This is a genomic window from Burkholderia cepacia ATCC 25416 (genome assembly GCF_001411495.1).
GTDB lineage: Bacteria > Pseudomonadota > Gammaproteobacteria > Burkholderiales > Burkholderiaceae > Burkholderia > Burkholderia cepacia.
Map to the genome: position 1 here is coordinate 623428 of NZ_CP012981.1, position 20611 is coordinate 644038.

The following is a 20611-nucleotide window of genomic DNA, read 5'->3' on the forward strand; positions in this document are numbered from 1 at the left end:
TACGCTTGACCTTCCCACCGTGGCAAGCTTCATGCTGTCGATGCTTGTCAATCGTCAACTCAGGAGAACACGATGGAATTCGAAGTCCAGGACATGACCTGCGGCGGCTGCGCCAATGCAATCACGCGCGCGGTGACGGCCGCCGATCCCGCCGCGAAGCTCGACATCGACGTCGCGGCGAAGATCGTCAAGGTCGAGTCGGCGCAAGGCGCCGAGCGCGTGCAGTCGATCATCGAAGCCGCCGGCTTCCACCCCGCGCTGCGCACCGCATAACTTACGCACAACGCGAGCGCGGGCACACGCCGTACGGCGCTGCGCCCGCGCCCCGCAGTGCATCAGCGCAGCCGGATCAGCGTCGACTTCAGTTCGGTGTACTTCTCGAGCGCGTGCAGCGACTTGTCGCGGCCGTTGCCCGATTGCTTGTAGCCGCCGAACGGGAAGTTCATGTCGCCGCCCTCGTCGTAGCAGTTCACCCAGACGGTGCCCGCGCGCAGCCGGCGCGACACGTCGTGCGCGGTCGTCAGGTTCGACGTCCACACGGCCGCGGCCAGCCCGTACTCGGTATCGTTCGCGATCCGCACGGCCTCGTCGACGTCGTCGAACACGATCACCGACAGCACGGGCCCGAAGATTTCCTCGCGTGCGATCCTCGCATCCGGCTTCACCTCGAACACCGTCGGCTCCACGTAGAAGCCGCCCGTTTCCGCCTTCACGCGCGCACCGCCGGTGACGAGCCGGCCCTCGCTGCGCCCGGCCTCGATATAGCCGAGCACACGCTCGAGCTGGATGCCGTCGACGATCGCGCCCATCGACACCGACGGATCGAGCGGATTGCCGGGCACGTACGCACGCGCGGCCGCGACGAGCTTCTCGATGAACGCATCCTTGATGTCGCGATGCACGAGCAGCCGCGAGCCGGCCGTGCACATCTCGCCCATGTTGTAGAAGATCGCGCCGGCGGCCGCCTGCGCCGCGCGGTCCAGATCGGGACAATCGGGCAGCACGATGTTCGGCGACTTGCCGCCGAGTTCGAGCCACGCGCGCTTCAGGTTCGACTGCGCGGCGTACTGCATGATCAGCTTGCCCACTGCCGTCGAGCCGGTGAATGCGATGCAGTCGACGTCGCGATGCAGCGCGAGCAGCTTGCCGGGCTCGCCGGCCCCCGGTACGACGTTGAACACGCCCGCCGGAATGCCGGCCTCGTACGCGAGCTGTGCGACGCGGATCGCGGTCAGCGGCGATTTCTCCGACGGCTTCAGCACGACGCTGTTGCCGGCCGCGAGCGCGGGGCCGAATTTCCATGCGGCCATCAGGATCGGGAAGTTCCACGGCACGACGGCGGCCACCACGCCGACCGGCTCGCGCGTGACGAGACCGACGAGATGATGATCGGCCGGCGCGACCTCGCCGCCCACCTTGTCGATCGCTTCCGCGAACCATTCGACGCAATACGCGGCGCCCGGCACGTCGACCGTCGTCGTGTCGCCGATCGGCTTGCCAGCGTCGAGCGTTTCGAGCAGCGACAGCTCGTCGAGGTGCTCGCGCATCAGCGCAGCCCAGCGCAGCAGCACGGCCTTGCGCGCACGCGGGTTCAGCCCGGCCCACACGCCCGCGTCGAACGCGCGACGCGCCGCCGCGACGGCCGCGTTCACGTCGGCTTCGCCGCAATCGGCGACCTTCGCGAGCACGCGGCCGTCGATCGGGCTCACGCAGTCGAACGTCTTGCCGCCGTGCGCGTCGCGCGACGCGCCGTCGATGAATGCGCGCCCTTCGATCTCGAGCGACGCCGCCTTGTCCTGCCAGTCAGCCAAAGTCAACTTGTTCATCAGGATGCCTCAGTTTTTTGGCATTCGCGATGCGACGCGCCGCTGCGCGTGACGCGCAGCCGGCCGGCAGCGAATGCGGTGATGCGCGGTCGGGAGGTCAGAAGGTCGCCGGCGAATTGGCTGAGACGACCTCACAGATCAGGTCCGCGCTGGGATTGCGAAAACGGTGCGGCAAACGGCTTTCGAAGTAATAGCCGTCTCCGGGGTCGAGCAGCCACGTCGCGCCGTCGACGGTCAGCTCGAGCCGGCCCGACACGACGACACCGCCCTCGTGCCCCGCGTGCACGAGCATCTCGGGCCCCGTATCGGCGTGCGGCTGGTAGATCTCGCGCAGGATGCACATGTTGCGGTCCTTCACGCTCGCGCCGACCAGATGAAACGCGAGCGTGTCGTTGCCGAGGTTCGGCATCTCGTCGCGACGCGACACGACCGAACGCGATTCGATGAGCTCGAACGTGAAGAACTCCGCGAGACTCATCGGGATACATTCCAGCAGCTTCTTCAGCGAGCCGACCGACGGGCTCACGCGGCCCTGTTCGATCAGCGAGATCGTGCCGTTGGTCACGCCGGCCCGCTTCGCGAGTTCGCGCTGCGACAGGCCATGCTTGTTGCGCACGAAACGCAGGCGCTCGGCGACTTCGGTGGACATCGATTCGGTTTCGGACACGATAGGTGCGATGACAAAGTGAAACGACGCAGTGGACAGCCGTTGAATATTCTAATCACTTTATGCCGCACATCAGCGGGGAAAACCCTGAAAGGCGTTCGAAATAATGAACACCCCGTCGATTATTCCGTTTGCGAATCTTTTGTTTGCACTGCTCGGGAAAGCCCTGATGCAACACCGTTAAAAAACATTTGACGCCGTTTTTGGCTCGTATATGCTGGCTCTCAGGTTCGCGTCATCAAGCGTTCATCGGCAGCAAAAAGCGTTATTGCAACGCAAAAATTGATGCCCGTCGATGTAAATGACGCGTAACCGGCGCCTTGATTATTTTAAACGCCCAGTGCGTCGAAACGGTCGGGTGTTCAATACTTTCAACAACCCAGTCGAGTGTAATCGTGAGAGTCCGTGGCCCTCTGGTGAGGTGGGATCGAAGCGTGGCGCGAAGTTCGCGCAGCGCGGCATCCCCTTCCGATGGCAGTTGCGGCTGGCATAGTCCTCGCCTGCAGCATCTGTCGATCTACACCATCCTTTCCCGTCGTTCCGTTCGGCGCCACAACGCCGTTTCCGCACGCGCATTCGTCGCCGTCGATACCGACGAAGTGGCGTCGCTGCTGCCGTAGCGCCTCTCCTTTCTTTACGTCGTTCGTTTCGTCTGCTGATTCGCCAACCGCATGGTCCATGCGGTGACGGAACGCGTTCGCGCATTCGTTGCCGCGTCGCGTATCGCAATGAAACGAACGACGGCCTGATCGTCGCGCGCAGCGCGGATCGCCACGCCATCCCGTTGCGCCCATTCACCAGCGGCCTTGCGCTTTGCGCCAGGCTGCGGGGCTGTTGCACGCCGGCGTTTCGCCACATCCGGCAAGACATACGCGACAACCCTCCGGATAACTGATTGACGTCATGGAAAGAAGGAAACCACTCGTCGGCATCACCGCCGACCTCACGCAGATCGGCGCACACGCGTCGCATACGGTCGGCGACAAATACGTCGCCGCGATCGTCGACGGCGCGCAAGCGCTCGCGATGGTGCTGCCCGCGCTCGGCGAGCGCCAGTCGACCGACGACATCCTCGACACGGTCGACGGCCTGCTGTTCACCGGCAGCTACTCGAACGTCGAGCCGCACCTGTACGGCGGCGAACCGAGCGCACCCGGCACGAAGCACGACCCGGCCCGCGATGCGACGACGCTGCCGCTGCTGCGCGCGGCGATCGCCGCGGGCGTGCCGGTGCTCGCAGTCTGCCGCGGCTTCCAGGAGCTGAACGTCGTCTGCGGCGGCACGCTGCATCAGCGCGTGCATGAAGTGCCGGGCTTCGCCGATCACCGCGAGGACGACGACGCGCCGATGGACACGCAATACGGCCCCGCGCACGTCGTGCGACTGACGCCCGGCGGCAAGCTGCACGCGCTCGCAGGCGGCCGCGACGAAGTGCGCGTGAACTCGCTGCACAAGCAGGGCATCGCGCAGCTCGGCTCCGGCCTCGCCGTCGAAGCCGTCGCGCCGGACGGCCTGATCGAAGCCGTAAGCGTCGTCGATGCACCGGCTTTCGCCCTCGCCGTGCAGTGGCACCCGGAATGGCGGCATGCGCAGGACCCGCTGTCGAGCGCGATCTTCCGCGCCTTCGGCGATGCCTGCCGCGCGCGCCGCGCCGCCCGCACGTGCGCCACGGCCGCCGCCGCGCTCGCCTGAGCGCGCCGACCCAACCAACGAGAACAGACATGCAAGACATCGAAGATTTCCTGAAGCAGTACCGGATCACCGAGATCGAAGCGATCATTCCCGACATGGCCGGCATCGCGCGCGGCAAGATCACGCCTCGCAACAAGTTCACGTCCGGCGAATCGATGCGCCTGCCGCAAGCCGTGATGGTGCAGACCGTCACCGGCGAATATCCGGAAGACGGTTCGCTGACCGGCGTGACCGACCCCGACATGGTGTGCGTGCCCGACACGTCGACGATCCGCCTGATTCCGTGGGCCGTCGACCCGACCGCGCAGGTGATTCACGACTGCGTGCACTTCGACGGCTCGCCGGTCGAGATCTCGCCGCGCTACGTGCTGCGCCGCGTGCTCGACCTGTACAAGGCGAAGGGCTGGAAGCCCGTCGTCGCGCCCGAGCTCGAGTTCTACCTGGTCGACATGAACAAGGACCCCGACCTGCCGCTGCGTCCGCCGGTCGGCCGCACGGGCCGCCCGGAAACGGGCCGCCAGTCGTATTCGATCGAGGCCGTCAACGAGTTCGACCCGCTGTTCGAGGACATCTACGAGTACTGCGAATCGCAGAACCTCGACATCGACACGCTGATCCACGAAGTCGGCGCCGCGCAGATGGAGATCAACTTCATGCACGGCGACGCGCTGTCGCTGGCCGACCAGGTGTTCCTGTTCAAGCGCACGGTGCGCGAGGCCGCGCTGCGTCACAACATGTACGCGACGTTCATGGCCAAGCCGATGGAAGACGAACCGGGTTCGGCGATGCACGTGCACCAGAGCATCGTCGACGAGGAAACGGGCCAGAACCTGTTCACGTCGCCCGAAACCGGCGGCGCGACGTCGATGTTCTACAACTACCTCGCGGGGCTGCAGAAATACACGCCCGCACTGATGCCGATCTTCGCGCCGTACATCAACTCGTATCGCCGCCTGTCGCGCTTCATGGCCGCGCCGATCAACGTGCAGTGGGGCTACGACAACCGCACGGTCGGCTTCCGCATCCCGCACTCGGGCCCGTCGGCGCGCCGCATCGAGAACCGGATCCCGGGCGTCGACTGCAACCCGTACCTCGCGCTCGCCGCGACGCTCGCGGCCGGCTACCTCGGCATGACGCAGCGCCTGGAGCCGACCGAGCCGCTCGTCAGCGACGGCTACGACCTGCCGTACCAGCTGCCGCGCAACCTCGAGGAAGGGCTGACGCTGATGGCCGCGTGCGAGCCGCTCGGCGAGATCCTCGGCCACAAGTTCCTGAAGGCGTATTTCGCGCTGAAGGAAACCGAATACGAAGCGTTCTTCCGCGTGATCAGCTCGTGGGAACGCCGCCATCTGCTGCTGCACGTCTGAGCGTGCACACAACCGAATACGGAAACACGGAGGAAACATGACGTACCGCAACGAATCTGCCTGGATCCAGCCCGCCGCGCCGGCCGCCGCACCGCGCGCGACGCAGGCGCGCTCGACCGCCGAATACCGCGCGCTCGACGCCGCGCACCACATCCACCCGTTCTCGGACATGGGCGCGCTGAACCGCGCGGGCAGCCGCGTGATCGTGAAGGCCGACGGCGTCTACCTGTGGGACTCGGACGGCAACAAGGTCATCGACGGGATGGCCGGCCTCTGGTGCGTGAACGTCGGCTACGGCCGCAAGGAACTCGCCGACGCCGCGTATCGCCAGATCCAGGAACTGCCGTTCTACAACACCTTCTTCAAGACCACGCACCCGCCGGTGATCGAACTCTCCGCGATGCTCGCGGAAGTCACGCCGAAGGGCTTCAACCACTTCTTCTATTGCAACAGCGGCTCGGAAGGCAACGACACCGTGTTGCGTCTCGTGCACCAGTACTGGCGCGTGCAGGGCCAGCCGCAGAAGAAGTACGTGATCTCGCGCAAGAACGGCTACCACGGCTCGACGATCGCGGGCGGCACGCTCGGCGGGATGGGCTACATGCACGAGCAGATGCCGTCGAAGGTCGAGAACATCGTGCACATCGACCAGCCGTATTTCTTCGGCGAGGCGGCGGCCGGCGAAACGCCGGAAGCGTTCGGCCTGGCCCGCGCGCAGCAGCTCGAGGCGAAGATTCTCGAACTCGGCGCGGAAAACGTCGCGGCGTTCATCGGCGAGCCGTTCCAGGGCGCGGGCGGCGTGATCTTCCCGCCGTCGACGTACTGGCCGGAAATTCAGCGGATCTGCCGCAAGTACGACATCCTGCTCGTTGCGGACGAAGTGATCGGCGGCTTCGGGCGCACCGGCGAATGGTTCGCGCACCAGCACTTCGGCTTCGAGCCGGACCTGATCACGATGGCCAAGGGCCTCACGTCGGGCTACGTGCCGATGGGCGCTGTCGGCATTCACGAGCGCGTGGCGCGGCCGATCATCGACAACGGCGAATTCAACCACGGCCTCACGTACTCGGGCCACCCGGTGGCGGCAGCCGTCGCGGTCGCGAACCTGAAGCTGCTGCGCGACGAAGGGATCGTCGAGCGCGTGAAGAACGACACGGGCCCGTACTTCCAGGCGCTGATGCGCGAGACCTTCGCGCGTCACCCGATCGTCGGCGAAGTGCACGGCCACGGCCTCGTCGCGAGCCTTCAGCTCGCCGAGGCACCGGCCGAACGCCGTCGCTTCGCGAACGGCGGCGACGTCGGCACGATCTGCCGCGACTTCTGCTTCAACGGCAACCTGATCATGCGCGCGACCGGCGACCGTATGCTGCTGTCGCCGCCGCTCGTGATCTCGCGTCAGGAAATCGATGAACTCGTATCGAAGGCGAAAAAAGCAGTCGATGCAACCGCCCAGCAACTGGGTATTTCGTAACGGTTTTGCCTACAGGCGTGCGGCGGGCGCCGCACGCCGCCATAACCAGGGGAATTCCACCATGCGTGCCTGCTTTCTTCGCCAAGCCTGTTCCGTTGCCGCCCTTGCCGCCGCGGCCGCGTTTACGTCGGTCGCCAGCCCGTCGGCGCATGCCGAGGACCTGAACGTCTACAACTGGTCCGACTACATCGCACCGGACACGATCCCGAACTTCCAGAAGCAGACGGGTATCCACGTCAAGTACGACAACTACGACAGCGACGACACGCTTCAGGCGAAGCTGCTTGCCGGCAGTTCGGGTTACGACATCGTCGTGCCGACGTCGAACTACATGGCCAAGCAGATCCAGGCCGGCGTGTACCAGAAGCTCGACAAGTCGAAGCTGCCGAACCTCGCGAACCTCGACCCGCTGCTGATGAAGATGATCTCGGACGCCGATCCGGGCAACCAGTACGGTGTGCCCTGGGCCTACGGCACCGACGGCATCGGCTACAACGCGCAGGCGGTGAAGAAGGCACTCGGCGACAAGGCGCCGGTCGACAGCTGGGCGCTGGTGTTCGACCCGGCCAACATGGAAAAGCTGAAGAGCTGCGGCGTGTCGTTCCTCGACCAGGCCGTCGACGTGTTCGCCGCGACGCTGCAATACATGGGCAAGAACCCGAACAGCACCAACCCCGGCGATTACCAGGCCGCGTTCGAAGTCCTGAAGAAAGTCCGCCCGTACATCACCCAGTTCAACTCGTCCGGCTACATCAACGACCTCGCGAACAACGACGTGTGCGTCGTGCTCGGCTGGTCGGGCGACGTCGGCATCGCGCATCGCCGCTCGGCCGAAGCGAAGCGCTCGTACGACATCAAGTTCTCGAACCCGAAGGAAGGCGGCCTGCTGTGGTTCGACGTGATGGTGATCCCGAAGGATGCACCGCACCCAGAGGCCGCCCTGAAGTGGATCAACTACGTGTCCGATCCGAAGGTCAACGCGGCGATCACCAACACGGTGTTCTACCCGACCGCGAACAAGGCCGCGCACCAGTTCGTCACGCCGGCCGTCGCGCAGGACCCGACCGTCTACCCGCCCGAAGACGTGCTGAAGAAGATGGTGCTGATGAAGCCGATGCCGGCCGACATCCTGCGCCTCGAGAACCGTCTGTGGGCCCAGCTGAAGACGGGCCACTGATCGCGAAGCATTCCGGCGGCGCAGGCATCGCTTCACGCCTGCCCGCCTGAGATCCGCGGACCTCCATCCGCCCGCGCGCGCCGCGCGCACTGTTCCATCCGGCACGAGCCGTTGTCCGTGAGTCGCATTGTGCGCCTCGCGCGGGGACGCTCACGCCTGCAATCCGTGAAGAACGAATGGTGAATCCCATGCAATCGATACCCTCTTCCGCTGCTGCACGACAGACCCAACCGGCCCCCGCGGCCCGTACGCAAAACGACGCCTTCGTGCGCATCGAAAACGTCGTGAAGAAATTCGGCGACAGCACGGCCGTCGACAACGTGAACCTGACGATCGCGAAGAACGAGCTGTTCGCGCTGCTCGGCAGCTCGGGCTGCGGCAAGTCGACGCTGCTGCGCATGCTCGCCGGGCTGGAAACGGCCACCTCCGGCAAGATCTTCGTCGACGGCGAGGACCTCGCGTCGCTGCCGCCGTACCGCCGCCCGGTCAACATGATGTTCCAGTCGTACGCGCTGTTCCCGCACATGACGGTCGAATCGAACGTCGCGTTCGGCCTGAAGCAGGAAGGCACACCGAAGAACGAGATCCGGGAACGCGTGGCCGACGCGCTCGCGCTCGTGCAGATGAGCAAGTACGCGAAGCGCAAGCCGCATCAGCTCTCCGGCGGCCAGCAGCAGCGCGTCGCGCTCGCCCGTTCGCTGGTCAAGCGCCCGAAGCTGCTGCTGCTCGACGAGCCGATGTCCGCGCTCGACAAGAAGATCCGTCAGAAGACCCAGCTCGAACTGGTGAACATCATCGAGAAGGTCGACGTGACCTGCGTGATGGTCACGCACGACCAGGAAGAAGCGATGACGATGGCGAGCCGCCTCGCGGTGATGAGCGAAGGCAAGATCGTGCAGATCGGCTCGCCCGGCGAAGTCTACGAATACCCGAACAGCCGTTTCTCGGCCGAATTCATCGGCTCGACCAACCTCTTCGAAGGACGCGTGGTCGAGGACGAACCCGACCACATCTTCGTCGAAAGCGACGACCTCGAAGCGCGCATGTACGTGAGCCACGGCGTGACGGGCCCGCTCGGCATGCCGGTCGGCATCTCGGTGCGTCCGGAGCGCGTGCACGTGTCGCGCGAGAAACCGGGCTCGAAACACAACTGGGCGCGCGGCGTCGTGACCGACATCGCGTACATGGGCAGCTACTCGCTGTACCACGTGCGCCTGCCGAGCGGCAAGACGGTGGTGTCGAACCTGTCGAGCTCGCACCTGATGAACGACAACGCGCCGGCGTGGAACGACGACGTGTTCGTGTCGTGGTCGCCGGCCAGCGGCGTCGTGCTGACGCAGTGAGGACGCCACGATGAGAACCTCCGCTTCCACTCCGTCCGCGCCGGTGTCTGCCGGCGCCGCGAGCACCGGCGCCGGCAGATCGCGCCCGGGCCGTTTCTCGATGCTGTCGCGCTTCCTGCCGTCGGGCCGCAGCGTCGCGATCGGCGTGCCGTTCGTGTGGCTCGCGATCTTCTTCGCGCTGCCGTTCGTGCTGGTGCTGAAGATCAGCTTCGCCGACCAGGTGATGGGCATCCCGCCGTACACGTCGCTCGTCGAGATCAAGGATGGCGTCGTGCACTTCGCGCTGCAGCTGTCGCACTACGCGTTCCTGCTGCAGGACGACCTGTACATCGCGACCTACCTCAGCTCGCTGAAGATGGCCGCCGTGTCGACCGTGCTGTGCCTGCTGATCGGCTATCCGATGGCGTACTACATCGCGCGCTCGGAACCGAACCGCCGCAACGTGCTGATGATGGCCGTGATGCTGCCGTTCTGGACGTCGTTCCTGATCCGCGTGTACGCGTGGATCGGGATCCTGAAGGACGACGGCCTCCTGAACCACACGCTGATCGCGCTGGGCATCATCCACACGCCGCTGCGCCTCTATCACAGCGACGCGGGCGTCTACATCGGGATGGTCTATTCGTACCTGCCGTTCATGGTGATGCCGCTGTACGCGCACCTCGTGAAGATGGACCTCACGCTGCTCGAGGCCGCATACGACCTCGGTGCGAAGCCGTGGGTCGCGTTCACGCGCATCACGCTGCCGCTGTCGAAGAACGGGATCATCGCCGGCAGCCTGCTGGTGTTCATCCCGGCGGTGGGCGAGTACGTGATTCCGGAACTGCTGGGCGGCGCCGACACGCTGATGATCGGGCGCGTGATGTGGGATGAATTCTTCAACAACATGGACTGGCCGATGGCGTCCGCGGTGACGGTCGCGATGGTGATGCTGCTGCTGGTGCCGATGGCGCTGTTCCAGTACTACCAGGTCAAGGAACTGGAGGACGCGAAATGATCAAGCCGAGCAAACCGCTGTCGACGGGCGTCCTCGCCTTCGGCTTCCTGTTCCTGTACATCCCGATCATCAGCCTGGTGGTGTACTCGTTCAACGAGTCGAAGCTGGTGACCGTGTGGTCGGGCTTCTCGCTGAAGTGGTACAGCGCGCTGCTGGACGACGACGAGCTGCTGACCGCCGCGTGGCTGTCGCTGAAGATCGGCCTCTTGACGGCCACCGCGTCGGTCGTGATCGGCACGTGGGCGGGTTTCGTGCTCGCGCGCTTCGGCCGCTTCAAGGGCTTCACGCTGTACACGGGGATGATCAACGCGCCGCTGGTGATTCCGGAAGTGATCCAGGGCATCTCGCTGTTGTTGCTGTTCGTTGCGCTGGAGCAGATGTTCGGCTGGCCGAAGGGGCGCGGGATGGTGACGATCTGGATCGGCCACGTGATGCTGTGCGTGTCGTACGTGGCGATCATCGTGCAGTCGCGCGTGAAGGAGATGAACAAGTCGCTGGAGGAGGCGGCGCTCGATCTGGGCGCAACGCCGCTGAAGGTGTTCTTCGTGGTGACGCTGCCGCTGATCTCGCAGGCGCTGCTGTCGGGGTGGCTGCTGTCGTTCACGCTGTCGATCGACGACCTGGTGCTGTCGGCGTTCCTGTCGGGGCCGGGGTCGACGACGTTGCCGCTGGTGGTGTTCTCGCGCGTGCGGCTGGGGCTGAACCCGGAGATGAACGCGCTGGCGACGCTGTTCATCACGGCGGTGACGATCGGCGTGATCGTCGTGAACCGGATGATGATCGCGCGCGAGCGGCGCCGCGTGGCCGACATGAAGGCGGCGTTCGCGGTGGCGTGACGACGCACCTCCGGCTTCGAAGATAACAAGCAGTGCAGACAAGCAAGGCGCGCTGCCCCAGGGGGGGCGCGCGATTCGATCCCGATTTGACAGGCGCACGACAAGGAGAATCCGCAATGAAGAAGAAACTGATCTGCCTGCTGGTGGCCGGCGCGTTGCCGGGCATCGCGCTGGCCGACTCGACATCCGCCGAGATCAAGGCACTGCAGGCGCAGGTCGCGGCGCTGCAGAAGCAGATGAAGGCGATGCAGGCGCAGCTTTCGGCGAAGGGCGGCACCGCGACCGCCCAGGCCGGCACGAAGGCCGCGCCGGTCGCCGTGGCCGTCGATCCGGGCTCGCCGGACTACGGCAAGGCGCAGGCGACGCTGACCAACGACGAAGTCGGCGAAATGAAGCAGCAGATCGCGAACCAGCAGCTGAAGGTCGATTCGCTGACGGACGCGGCCAACACGGGCCCGCTGGCCGGCCTGTCGGTCACGGGCTACATCGACCCGACCTACATCTACAACCGCGCGGCCGGTACGTCGTCGTTCCTGTTCGCGAACCACGAGAACGCGTACAACTACTTCAACAGCACGTTCGGCGATCTCTACCTCGACATCAAGAAGACCTTCGGCGTCGGCCCGATGGCACCGTCGGCGGAAATCACGCTGATGCCGAACCGCGGCAACGGCATCACGCTGCTGCAGAACTCGCGCGGCTCGATCACCGACAACCTGCTGAACACGGCGGTCATCAACGTGCCGATCACCGCCGAGACGACACTCGTCGCCGGTTTGATCCCGAGCTTCGGCGGCTACGAGGTGCAGCAGTCGAACCAGATGCTCACGCTCACGCACAACCTGCTGTACGATTTCTCGGATCCGGGCAGCTACGTCGGTATCGGCGCGAACTACACGAAGGGCAACTGGGCGTGGAAGTTCTTCCTCGGCAACGAGCAGTACCGCACGTACGGTTCGGTCACGCAGAAGGGCACCAACGCACTCGGCGACCCGATCACGACCAGCAACAAGGTGCCGACCTTCACCGCGCGCGCGGACTACACGTGGTCGAGCGCGCTCGACATCGGCGGGTCGTTCAACATCGGGCGGCAGACGCTCGCAAGCGCGCTCGATGCGAACGGCAACGCCAACTATGGCCCGGGCGGGGCGGCACCGAGCGCGTACGGTTCGTTCTTCTTCGGTGAACTCGACGCGACCTACACGCTCGCCGACATTCAGTACAACGCGGAAGTCGACTACGGCCGTCAGCAGCATGCGGCGTTCAACGGCGGGCTCGCTCAGTGGTACGGCCTGTCGCTGCTCGCGCACCGCAAGTTCAACGCGCCGGTGGTCGGCCGCATGGGCGTGACGCTGCGCTACGACCTGCTCGCCAACTCGAAGAACGGCGGCGGCGGCGGCGGCATCGCGCTGAACGGCAACGGGATGGATCCGAGCAACGGCTTCGGCGTCGACGCGGACTGCCTCGCGCAGTCGAAGGCCGGCGGCGGCCTGGGCTTCGAGTGCAAGGGGGCGGTACGCCAGGACGTCGCGCTCGACCTGCTGTTCTACCCGACCCAGCAGATCACCGTGAAGGTCGAATACCGGCACGACTGGGCGAACAACAAGGTGTTCCTGCGCAACGACGGGTCGTACGGCAAGTCCAACGACCTGCTCGCGACGCAGTTCATCTATTCGTTCTGACGCAGCACACGCGGGACGCCGTGCCGCGCGCACGGCGTCCCGCGCCGTTTTTACCGGCCGCCGCACGATGCATCGCGCATCGCGTGCCGGCCGCAACGAGGGAGTCGGTCTGATGACGCAGTCTTTCACCCGCCGCGCCGATGCGCTCGCGCGCGACTCGTACTACGAGGCGACGGCCGTGCGGCCGGCCGCCGACGACCCAGTGCTCGAAGACACGATCGACGTCGACGTCTGCGTGATCGGCGCCGGCTTCGCCGGCCTGTCGACGGCGCTCGACTGCCGCGCGCGCGGGCTGTCGGTCGCGGTCATCGATGCGCACCGTCCCGGCTGGGGCGCGTCGGGCCGCAACGGCGGGCAGGCGATCACCGGCTTCGCGAAGGACGAGGAAATCGAGCGGCAGCTCGGCGCCGACGGCGCACGCGCCGCGTGGTCGCTGTCGCTCGACGGCGTCGCGCTGATCGCCGAGCGGATCGCGCGTTACGGGATCGACTGCGACTTCACGCGCGGCTACCTGACGGTCGCGACGAAGCCGCGCCGCATCGACGACCTGCGCGCGTGGATGGACGCCGCGACCGGGCGCTGGGGCCATCCGTCGCTGTCATGGCTCGACACCGGCGCGATCCGCGCGCGCATCGCGTCGACGCGCTATCTCGCGGGTGTCTACGATCCGCTGTCGGGCCACCTGCATCCGCTCAAGTACTGCCTCGGCCTCGCCGATGCCGCGCGGCGCGAAGGCGTCGCGCTGTACGCGCACACGCCCGCGCTCGACGTCGTGCGCGGCGCGCGGCCCGTCGTGCGCACGCCGTCGGGCGACGTGCGCTGCCGCTTCGTCGTGTCGTGCTGCAACGCGGGCCCGGGCGGCGTGCTGCCGGCCGCGACGGCTGCACGCATCGCGCCGATCGCGTCGTACATCATCGCGACCGAGCCGCTCGGCCAGGCACGCGCCGATGCACTGATCGCGCAGCGCGAGGCCGTGTGCGACAACAACTTCTTCCTCGACTATTTCCGGCTGTCGGCCGACCACCGCATGCTGTTCGGCGGCCGCGCGAATTCGGCCGGCGCGTCACCCGCCACGCTCGCCGAAACGATCCGGCGGCGCATGGTCGGCGTGTTCCCGCAGCTCGGCGATGTGCGCGTCGACCACGCGTGGGGCGGCTTCGTCGACGTCACGCGCAACCGCGCGCCGGATTTCGGCGCGCTCGATCCGAACTTCTTCTACGTCCAGGGCTTCAGCGGGCACGGCGTCGCGCTCACCGGCATCGCCGGACGCGCGGTTGCCGGTGCGATCGCGGGCGACACGCGCGCGTTCGACCTGTTCGCACGCATGCGCCACCGGCGCTTCCCCGGCGGCGACGCGTGGCGGCAACCCGCGCTCGAGCTCGGGATGCTGTACCACCGCGTGCGCGAGCTGTTCTAAGCCCATTTATCCGTCCTCCTGACCATGCAGACATTCGCCAACCAGCCGCACGTCGCGTCCTACTACGCGGCGACCGCCAACGATACGACCCGCCACGCGCCGCTCGCCGGCACGATCGATGCCGACGTGTGCGTGATCGGCGCGGGCCTCACGGGCCTGTCCGCCGCGCTCAACCTCGCCGAGCGCGGCCATTCGGTGACCGTGCTCGAAGCGTCGCGGGTCGGATGGGCGGCGAGCGGCCGCAACGGCGGCCAGCTGATCGGCGGGTTCGCGTGCGATATCGATACGTTTGCGCAGTTCATGCCGGAAGGCGACGTGAAGCGCATCTGGGACATGGGGCTCGAAACGCTGTCGCTCGTGAAGTCGCGCATCGCGCAACACGACATCGACTGCGCGCTGGTGCCCGGCTACCTGACCGCCGCGAACACCGAACGCGATGCCGATTCGCTCAAGCGCTGGCGCGACGAGGCCGCGAAGCGCTTCGGCTACGACCGCTTCCACTTCGTCGAAGCCGACGAACTCGGCGACTACGTGCAATCCGACCGCTATTGCGGCGGCCTGTACGACCCGGACAGCGGCCACCTCCATCCGCTGAACTACACGCTCGGCCTCGCGCGCGCGGCCACCGGTGCGGGCGTGCGCATCCACGAGGACAGCTGCGTGACGCGCGTGCGCGACGTCGCGGGCGGCCATGTCGTCGAGACGAGCGGCGGCAACGTGCGCGCACGCTTCGTCGTGCTCGCGTGCAACACCTTCGTCGGCACGCTCGCGCCCGCGCTGTCGAAGAAGATCATGCCGGTCGGCACCTACGTGATCGCGACCGAGCCGCTCGGCGAAGCGCGCGCCGCCGCGCTGATGCCGGCGCGCGCGGCGATCTGCGACAGCCGCTTCGTGCTCGACTATTTCCGGCCGGCGCCCGACACGCGGCTCGTGTGGGGCGGCAAGGTCAGCTATTCGACGCGGGAGCCGCGCGATCTCGCCGCGGCGATGCGCGCGGACATGCTGAAGACGTTCCCGCAGCTCGCGGACGTGAAGGTCGACTACGCGTGGGGCGGCTTCGTCGACATCACGATGAACCGCGCGCCGCACTTCGGCCGCATCGCGCCGACGATGTATTTCGCGCAGGGCTTCTCGGGGCACGGCGTGAACACGACCGCGCTCGCGGGCAAGCTGATCGCCGAGGCGATCGACGGGCAGGCGAGCCGCTTCGACCTGTTCGACAAGATCCGCCATCGCGACTTCCCGGGCGGCGAGGCATTGCGCACGCCGGCGCTCGTGCTCGCGATGAGCTGGTACCGGCTGCTCGACGCGTTCGGCGTGCATTGAGCGGCGGCGCGGGCGGCGAGCGCCGCCGCCCGCCATGCAAAACGGCCGCGCGAACGCGGCCGCCTGGTGCCGGATGTCGCGGCGCCGGCGCGGCAGGCAGGCGACCTGGCCTGCCCGACCGGCCGAAGCCGCTGCATCCGCGCGGGTCAGTCAGTCCCGTACTTCGGCGAGTGCGGCCCGTACAGCAACCCGTTCGGCGGCCCCGCCGACAACAACCGGCTGCTGGTCAGCCCGGCCACATCGTGCGCTTCGTCGGTCAGCGAATGCGCGACCTGCTTGACGGCCGCCTGCACCAGCATCCCGACGACACCGAACGCATTGACGCTCATGGAGTTGCCGACTTCCTTGCCGGTCGCACGGCCCTCGCCCTGCCACAGCACGTCGCCGCTCTTCAGGTCGACGAGCTTCGCCGACGCCGCGACCACCGTCGTGCTGTCCACCACCTGGTAGACGGAGCCGTATTGGGTGATCTTCGAATAGAGCGCGGCATCCGCACCGAAGATCTCGCGCAGCTTCGCCGGCGACGTGTTCTGGATCTCGGCCGCGTTCGCGAGGCCGTTCTGCTTGAAGGTCTCGTCCATCACCGCGACCGGCACCACGTAGTAGCCCGACTCGGCGAGCGGCTGCGTCATCTGCGACAGCACCCCGTAGGTCGCGCCGACATCGGTGGTCTCGTTGACCGGCGGCAGCACGAGGATCGAGCGCGGCTGGCTCTTCTTGAAGGCCGTGTAGTCGGGACGCTTGACGGGTTGCGCGCATGCGCTCAGCAGCGCGACGAGCGACAGCACGGACAGCAGCTTGAATGAAAGTGTCTTGATCATGGCACGCACGTTACTGTTGGGCGGGAGTCGGATCGGCTTGCTTCCGGCCGGCGATCGTCTGGTCGGCGGCCTTCGGGTTCGCGGCCTGCGGATTCACGGCCTTCTTCTTCATCAGGAAATCCATGTACGGCGCGGATTCCGGAAAGAGCGCCTTCTCGGCCTCGAACGACTGCGTGGCCTGTTGCCCGTTGCCGACGCTCGCGTAGAGCATCCCGAGATGCGCATGGAAGCCGGGCGGCGGCTTGTTACCCTTCGCGCGGATCTCCTGCAGCGCCTTCTCGAGCGCGTCGATCTGCTGTTGCGGCGAGCTTTGCCCCTTGAAGTATTCGTACACCTGCGGCTGATAGCCGTTCCACTGATAGAGCGGCGGCGTGGTCGGCGCCGCGCAGCCCGCGAGCAGCATGGCGGCCGCCGTCGCCGGCAGCCAGATTCCCCGTTTCATGGTCTTGTCTCTTTCGATGAGTGAGTGATTCGTCGAGCGCGTGTCGCGCACGGCGCTTATTGCGGCACCTTCAGCGTGCCGGCGTCGACCTGGTCGACGAGATGGTTCACGGCCTCCTGGATCGCGAGATCCAGCACCTTGCCGTTGAGCGTCGAGTCATAGCCGGCGGTGCCGCCGAAGCCGATCACCTCGCGGTTCGACAGGCTGAACTCGCCCGCGCCCTGGCTCGATGCGACGACTTCCGACGTCGTCGTGTCGACGATGTTCAGGTTGACCTTCGCGTATGCGACCTGCGTCTTGCCGCGGCCGAGGATGCCGAACAGCTGGTGATCGCCGACGTCCTTGCGGCCGAATTCGGTCACGTCGCCGGTCACCACGTAGTTCGCGCCCTTCACCGCCTGCGCCTTCTTCATGAAGCCGGCTTCCTGCTTGATCTCGTCGAGATTCTCGCGATCGAGCACGTTGAAGCGGCGGCTCTGCTGCAGGCGCGTGACGAGGATCGTCTTCGCCTGCCCGCCGAGGCGGTCGATGCCGTCCGAGAAGATGCCGCGCATGTAGCTCGAGCGGTTGTCGAACTTGCCGACCGCGATCGCGACGGGCTTGCCCGCGTACGGTTTCTGCGCGCTGCTCACGGCCGGCACATCGAGCGTGCGCGACGATTCGGTCGCGCAGCCGGACAGCGCCGCAACGAGCGCCGCCGCCACGAGGACGGTGCGTCGTGTCTGAATGTTCACTGTTGGTCTCCTTGTGTGGAAAGATGGCCCGGAACGGGCACGCCGGCTCGCAAACGACCCGGCGGTCGAAACGGTTGCGGTGCGAACGGGGATGCGTGCATCGGCGCGATGGACGCACGCGCGTTCATCGCCGCACCGGCGGTGGCAGTAGATGAGTGAAAGGGGCGCGCAACCCGTGCGTTGCGACGACATGCGGATGCGCGGCGCGGTACGCGACAGGCTCGCGCGCGCCGGCTACACCGTTATTCTGGTTACTGCGCTGTTGATCGCGCATGATCGGCCCCGTATATGATTTTTCGCGATCATATCAAGCCTGCTTATCAAGATGAGGAATCTTGATAATAGTTGACGATTTTCTTACTTATCCGACGCGCGCGGTCGAATCGGCGCAATTCCTCGCCGACAGGGGCTTTGCAGGCATGTGGACGCAGCGTGCCGATTTTCATTTGTTGTCTCCGGCGATCGATCCCGAATCCGGCAATATCAAGATATATTGTCCGTACCGCCCATCCGCATTACCCATATCCCGAGAATAATCACCGAAATCCGGCTGCCTTTACCGCACCCGACGGGTTCGCCGGTCACGATGCATTCCGGCAATCCTGCCGCGCGCGCGTACGAACGCGCGCGCATCCGCGCCCGCTAGTCGGCCACCTTCTGCCGCATCGTCACGAACTCCTCGGCCGCGGTCGGGTGAATGCCGATCGTGTCATCGAACTGCGCCTTCGTCGCGCCCGCGCGAATCGCGATCGCAATCCCCTGGATGATCTCGCCCGCATCGCGGCCGACCATGTGCGCGCCGACCACGCGCTGGCTGTCGCGCGCGACGACGAGCTTCATCAGCGTGCGCTCGTCGCGGCCCGACAGCGTGTGGCGCAGTGCCTTGAACGACGTGCGATAGATGTCGACGTCGCCGTCGTAAAGATCGCGCGCGGTCGCCTCGGTGAGCCCGACCGTCGCGACCTCGGGCTGGCTGAACACCGCCGACGGCACCCATTCGTGATCCGTCGCGACACGCGACCCGCCGAACAGCGTGCGGGCAAGCAACGCGCCGTCGCGCGTCGCCACCGGCGTGAGCTGCGGCCGCGACGTGACGTCGCCGATCGCATGGATCGACGGCACCGACGTCGCCGAATACGCATCGACGGCAATCGCGCCACGTGCGTCGAGCATCACGCCCGCCTGTTCGAGCCCGAGCCCGTCGACGTTCGGCACGCGGCCGGTCGCATACAGCACTTGATCGTACGGCCCGTGCCGCGCATCGCCGACGCGCACGCTCAGCGTGCCGTCGTCCGCGCGTTCGATCGACTCGACCACCGCACGCGCATGGATCGTGACGCCCTGCTTCGTCATCTCGTCGGTGAGGAACTGGCGCACGTCGTCGTCGAAGCCGCGCAGGATCTTCTCGCCGCGATAGAACAGGTCGACGTGGCTGCCGAAGCCGTTGAAGATGCCCGCGAACTCGACCGCGATATAACCGCCGCCGACCACCGCGATGCGTGCGGGCCGCGCGGCGAGCGACAACGCCTCGCGCGACGTGATCGCATGTTCGATGCCGGGCCGCGCCGGCATCGACGGGCGCGAGCCGGTCGCGATCGCGATGTGGCGCGCGCGGATCGTGCGTTCGCCGATCGCGACCGTGTGCGCATCGACGAGCGTCGCGCGTCCGGCGTGCATCTCGACGCCCGATTGCCGCAGCAGGTTGATGTAGATGTCGCTGAGCCGGTTGATCTCGCGATCCTTCGCGGCGATCAGCGCGGGCCAGTCGAGCGTGCCGGCGCCGAAGGTCCAGCCGAAGCCCTTCGCGTCCTCGACTTCGTGCGGATAGTGCGATGCGTAGACGAGCAGCTTCTTCGGGATGCAGCCGCGCAGCACGCAGGTGCCGCCGATCTGCTCTTCTTCCGCTATGCCGACGCGGGCACCGTACGACGCGGACATGCGCGCAAGCCGCACGCCGCCCGAGCCGGCCCCGATGACGAACAGGTCGTAGTCGAAATCCATCGCATTGCCTCATCGCAGTTCGGATGCAGGCACGATAGCAAGATTCCGGATTTCTTGCGGCACATGGTGCCGCCACGCGCACGCCCAATAAAAAACGGCGAGAGACGTTGCCTCTCGCCGGTCAAACCGACTGCCGGGTGTGCCATGCGTCACCGATCGACCGCATGCCCGACCTGCCGGCTGCGCGGCACCGGCCCGGCCGGGCGCGCGAAGGGCGCGCCCACGGCCGGACCAGCCGCCATGCTCATGCCTGCGACGTGTCGCTGCCGTCCGTCGCCTGCGTGTCGTCTGCCTGCTGCGGCTGCTCTTCCTTCTTCTCGAGCATGCCTTCGATCGCTTCCGCGCCCTTGAAGCCGGCGACGGCGGCTGCCGCCTTGGTCAGCAGGCCCGCATCCGGATCCAGCTTTTCCGCGCCTTCGACGGCGGCGATTGCGCCGGCGATTTCACCCACGGTGTTCAGGATACCCATCGTCATCCCCTTTCAAGAAAATCGTGAGCGCATCGTCCCACGAAAAAAACCGGCGAACCGCGATTGTCATCACCGGATACACAAGTTACGCACCAGGCCGGCCGCGCTCGCCGAGCGTGACCGGAACGACGCACGCGCGAACCTGGCGGCACGCAACGGGCGATGCACGCAGCGTAGCGGAAAGGCTTCGCGCGCACTGTAAAAGTATGTTCTGGATTGCCGACGGTTCCCTTACGGCGCGGGGGTCTCGTGATGGAGCATTCGCCGAATAGTCGTGCGCGCGTATGAAGGTCGCATGACGAAAAAAAAGAGGCGCCTCGCGGCGCCCCTTCGATGCATGCCG

Annotated in this window: 20 protein-coding genes; 12 read left to right on the forward strand and 8 right to left on the reverse strand. The window is 66.3% G+C overall.

Annotated features, from left to right (window positions below; genetic code table 11):
• Nucleotides 1–72 precede the first annotated feature (72 nt).
• The gene (locus tag APZ15_RS02850) at nucleotides 73–273 is read left to right on the forward strand and encodes a heavy-metal-associated domain-containing protein (RefSeq protein WP_021162112.1); all 201 of its coding nucleotides are present in this window, start codon (nucleotides 73–75) and stop codon (nucleotides 271–273) included.
• 62 nt (nucleotides 274–335) lie between these two features.
• Here the strand turns inward: APZ15_RS02850 and APZ15_RS02855 are convergent, their stop codons facing one another.
• Both APZ15_RS02855 and APZ15_RS02860 read right to left on the reverse strand, forming a co-directional pair.
• The gene (locus APZ15_RS02855) at nucleotides 336–1826 is read right to left on the reverse strand and encodes an aldehyde dehydrogenase (RefSeq protein WP_021162114.1); all 1491 of its coding nucleotides are present in this window, start codon (nucleotides 1824–1826) and stop codon (nucleotides 336–338) included.
• 97 nt (nucleotides 1827–1923) lie between these two features.
• On the reverse strand, nucleotides 1924–2475 hold the full coding sequence (locus APZ15_RS02860) for a cupin domain-containing protein (RefSeq protein ID WP_027788947.1): 552 nt from the start codon (nucleotides 2473–2475) through the stop codon (nucleotides 1924–1926).
• 413 nt (nucleotides 2476–2888) lie between these two features.
• On the opposite strand from APZ15_RS02860, the gene APZ15_RS42075 reads away from it, so the two are divergent.
• The 11 genes from APZ15_RS42075 (at nucleotide 2889) to APZ15_RS02910 (ending at nucleotide 15801) form a co-directional block, all read left to right on the forward strand.
• Nucleotides 2889–3113 (forward strand): hypothetical protein, encoded by a 225-nt coding sequence (locus APZ15_RS42075; RefSeq protein ID WP_072437498.1) that lies wholly within the window; start codon nucleotides 2889–2891, stop codon nucleotides 3111–3113.
• Nucleotides 3114–3396: 283 nt separating this feature from the next.
• Complete coding sequence (locus APZ15_RS02865; protein ID WP_027788946.1) at nucleotides 3397–4185, forward strand: gamma-glutamyl-gamma-aminobutyrate hydrolase family protein; 789 nt, start codon at nucleotides 3397–3399, stop codon at nucleotides 4183–4185.
• 29 nt (nucleotides 4186–4214) lie between these two features.
• Nucleotides 4215–5552 carry a glutamine synthetase family protein gene (locus tag APZ15_RS02870; RefSeq protein ID WP_027788944.1) on the forward strand — a complete coding sequence of 446 codons (1338 nt, stop codon included), beginning with the start codon at nucleotides 4215–4217 and terminating at the stop codon, nucleotides 5550–5552.
• A 37-nt stretch (nucleotides 5553–5589) separates the two neighbouring features.
• The gene (locus tag APZ15_RS02875; protein ID WP_057056441.1) at nucleotides 5590–7023 is read left to right on the forward strand and encodes an aspartate aminotransferase family protein; all 1434 of its coding nucleotides are present in this window, start codon (nucleotides 5590–5592) and stop codon (nucleotides 7021–7023) included.
• Between the two features lie 61 nt (nucleotides 7024–7084).
• Nucleotides 7085–8200, forward strand: a complete 1116-nt coding sequence (locus APZ15_RS02880; protein WP_027788942.1) for a polyamine ABC transporter substrate-binding protein — start codon at nucleotides 7085–7087, stop codon at nucleotides 8198–8200.
• 188 nt (nucleotides 8201–8388) lie between these two features.
• On the forward strand, nucleotides 8389–9543 hold the full coding sequence (locus APZ15_RS02885; protein WP_027788941.1) for an ABC transporter ATP-binding protein: 1155 nt from the start codon (nucleotides 8389–8391) through the stop codon (nucleotides 9541–9543).
• Nucleotides 9544–9553: 10 nt separating this feature from the next.
• Nucleotides 9554–10540, forward strand: coding sequence for an ABC transporter permease subunit (locus APZ15_RS02890; protein ID WP_027788940.1), 987 nt, complete (start codon nucleotides 9554–9556; stop codon nucleotides 10538–10540).
• Complete coding sequence (locus tag APZ15_RS02895) at nucleotides 10537–11376, forward strand: ABC transporter permease subunit (protein WP_027788939.1); 840 nt, start codon at nucleotides 10537–10539, stop codon at nucleotides 11374–11376. The genes APZ15_RS02890 and APZ15_RS02895 overlap by 4 nt, the downstream gene beginning before the upstream one ends.
• Before the next feature lie 116 nt (nucleotides 11377–11492).
• Nucleotides 11493–13058 (forward strand): DUF3138 family protein, encoded by a 1566-nt coding sequence (locus tag APZ15_RS02900; protein ID WP_027788938.1) that lies wholly within the window; start codon nucleotides 11493–11495, stop codon nucleotides 13056–13058.
• Between the two features lie 112 nt (nucleotides 13059–13170).
• Nucleotides 13171–14475: an NAD(P)/FAD-dependent oxidoreductase gene (locus APZ15_RS02905; RefSeq protein WP_027788937.1), complete on the forward strand. Its 1305-nt coding sequence runs from the start codon at nucleotides 13171–13173 to the stop codon at nucleotides 14473–14475.
• A 24-nt stretch (nucleotides 14476–14499) separates the two neighbouring features.
• Nucleotides 14500–15801 (forward strand): NAD(P)/FAD-dependent oxidoreductase, encoded by a 1302-nt coding sequence (locus APZ15_RS02910; protein WP_027788936.1) that lies wholly within the window; start codon nucleotides 14500–14502, stop codon nucleotides 15799–15801.
• 146 nt (nucleotides 15802–15947) lie between these two features.
• On the opposite strand, the gene APZ15_RS02915 is transcribed toward APZ15_RS02910, so the two are convergent.
• The 6 genes from APZ15_RS02915 to APZ15_RS02935 form a co-directional block, all read right to left on the reverse strand.
• Complete coding sequence (locus tag APZ15_RS02915; protein ID WP_027788935.1) at nucleotides 15948–16622, reverse strand: DUF799 domain-containing protein; 675 nt, start codon at nucleotides 16620–16622, stop codon at nucleotides 15948–15950.
• Between the two features lie 10 nt (nucleotides 16623–16632).
• Entirely contained in the window at nucleotides 16633–17064 is a 432-nt protein-coding gene (locus APZ15_RS02920) for a DUF4810 domain-containing protein (protein WP_027788934.1), read from the reverse strand.
• 56 nt (nucleotides 17065–17120) lie between these two features.
• Complete coding sequence (locus APZ15_RS02925; protein WP_182670311.1) at nucleotides 17121–17792, reverse strand: CsgG/HfaB family protein; 672 nt, start codon at nucleotides 17790–17792, stop codon at nucleotides 17121–17123.
• 326 nt (nucleotides 17793–18118) lie between these two features.
• A complete protein-coding gene (locus tag APZ15_RS42500) occupies nucleotides 18119–18244 on the reverse strand; it encodes a hypothetical protein (RefSeq protein WP_255221839.1) in 126 nt (41 codons plus the stop codon).
• A 196-nt stretch (nucleotides 18245–18440) separates the two neighbouring features.
• Complete coding sequence (gene gor, locus APZ15_RS02930; protein WP_027788933.1) at nucleotides 18441–19799, reverse strand: glutathione-disulfide reductase; 1359 nt, start codon at nucleotides 19797–19799, stop codon at nucleotides 18441–18443.
• A gap of 244 nt (nucleotides 19800–20043) precedes the next feature.
• Complete coding sequence (locus APZ15_RS02935) at nucleotides 20044–20268, reverse strand: hypothetical protein (protein ID WP_027788932.1); 225 nt, start codon at nucleotides 20266–20268, stop codon at nucleotides 20044–20046.
• Nucleotides 20269–20611: the final 343 nt, after the last annotated feature.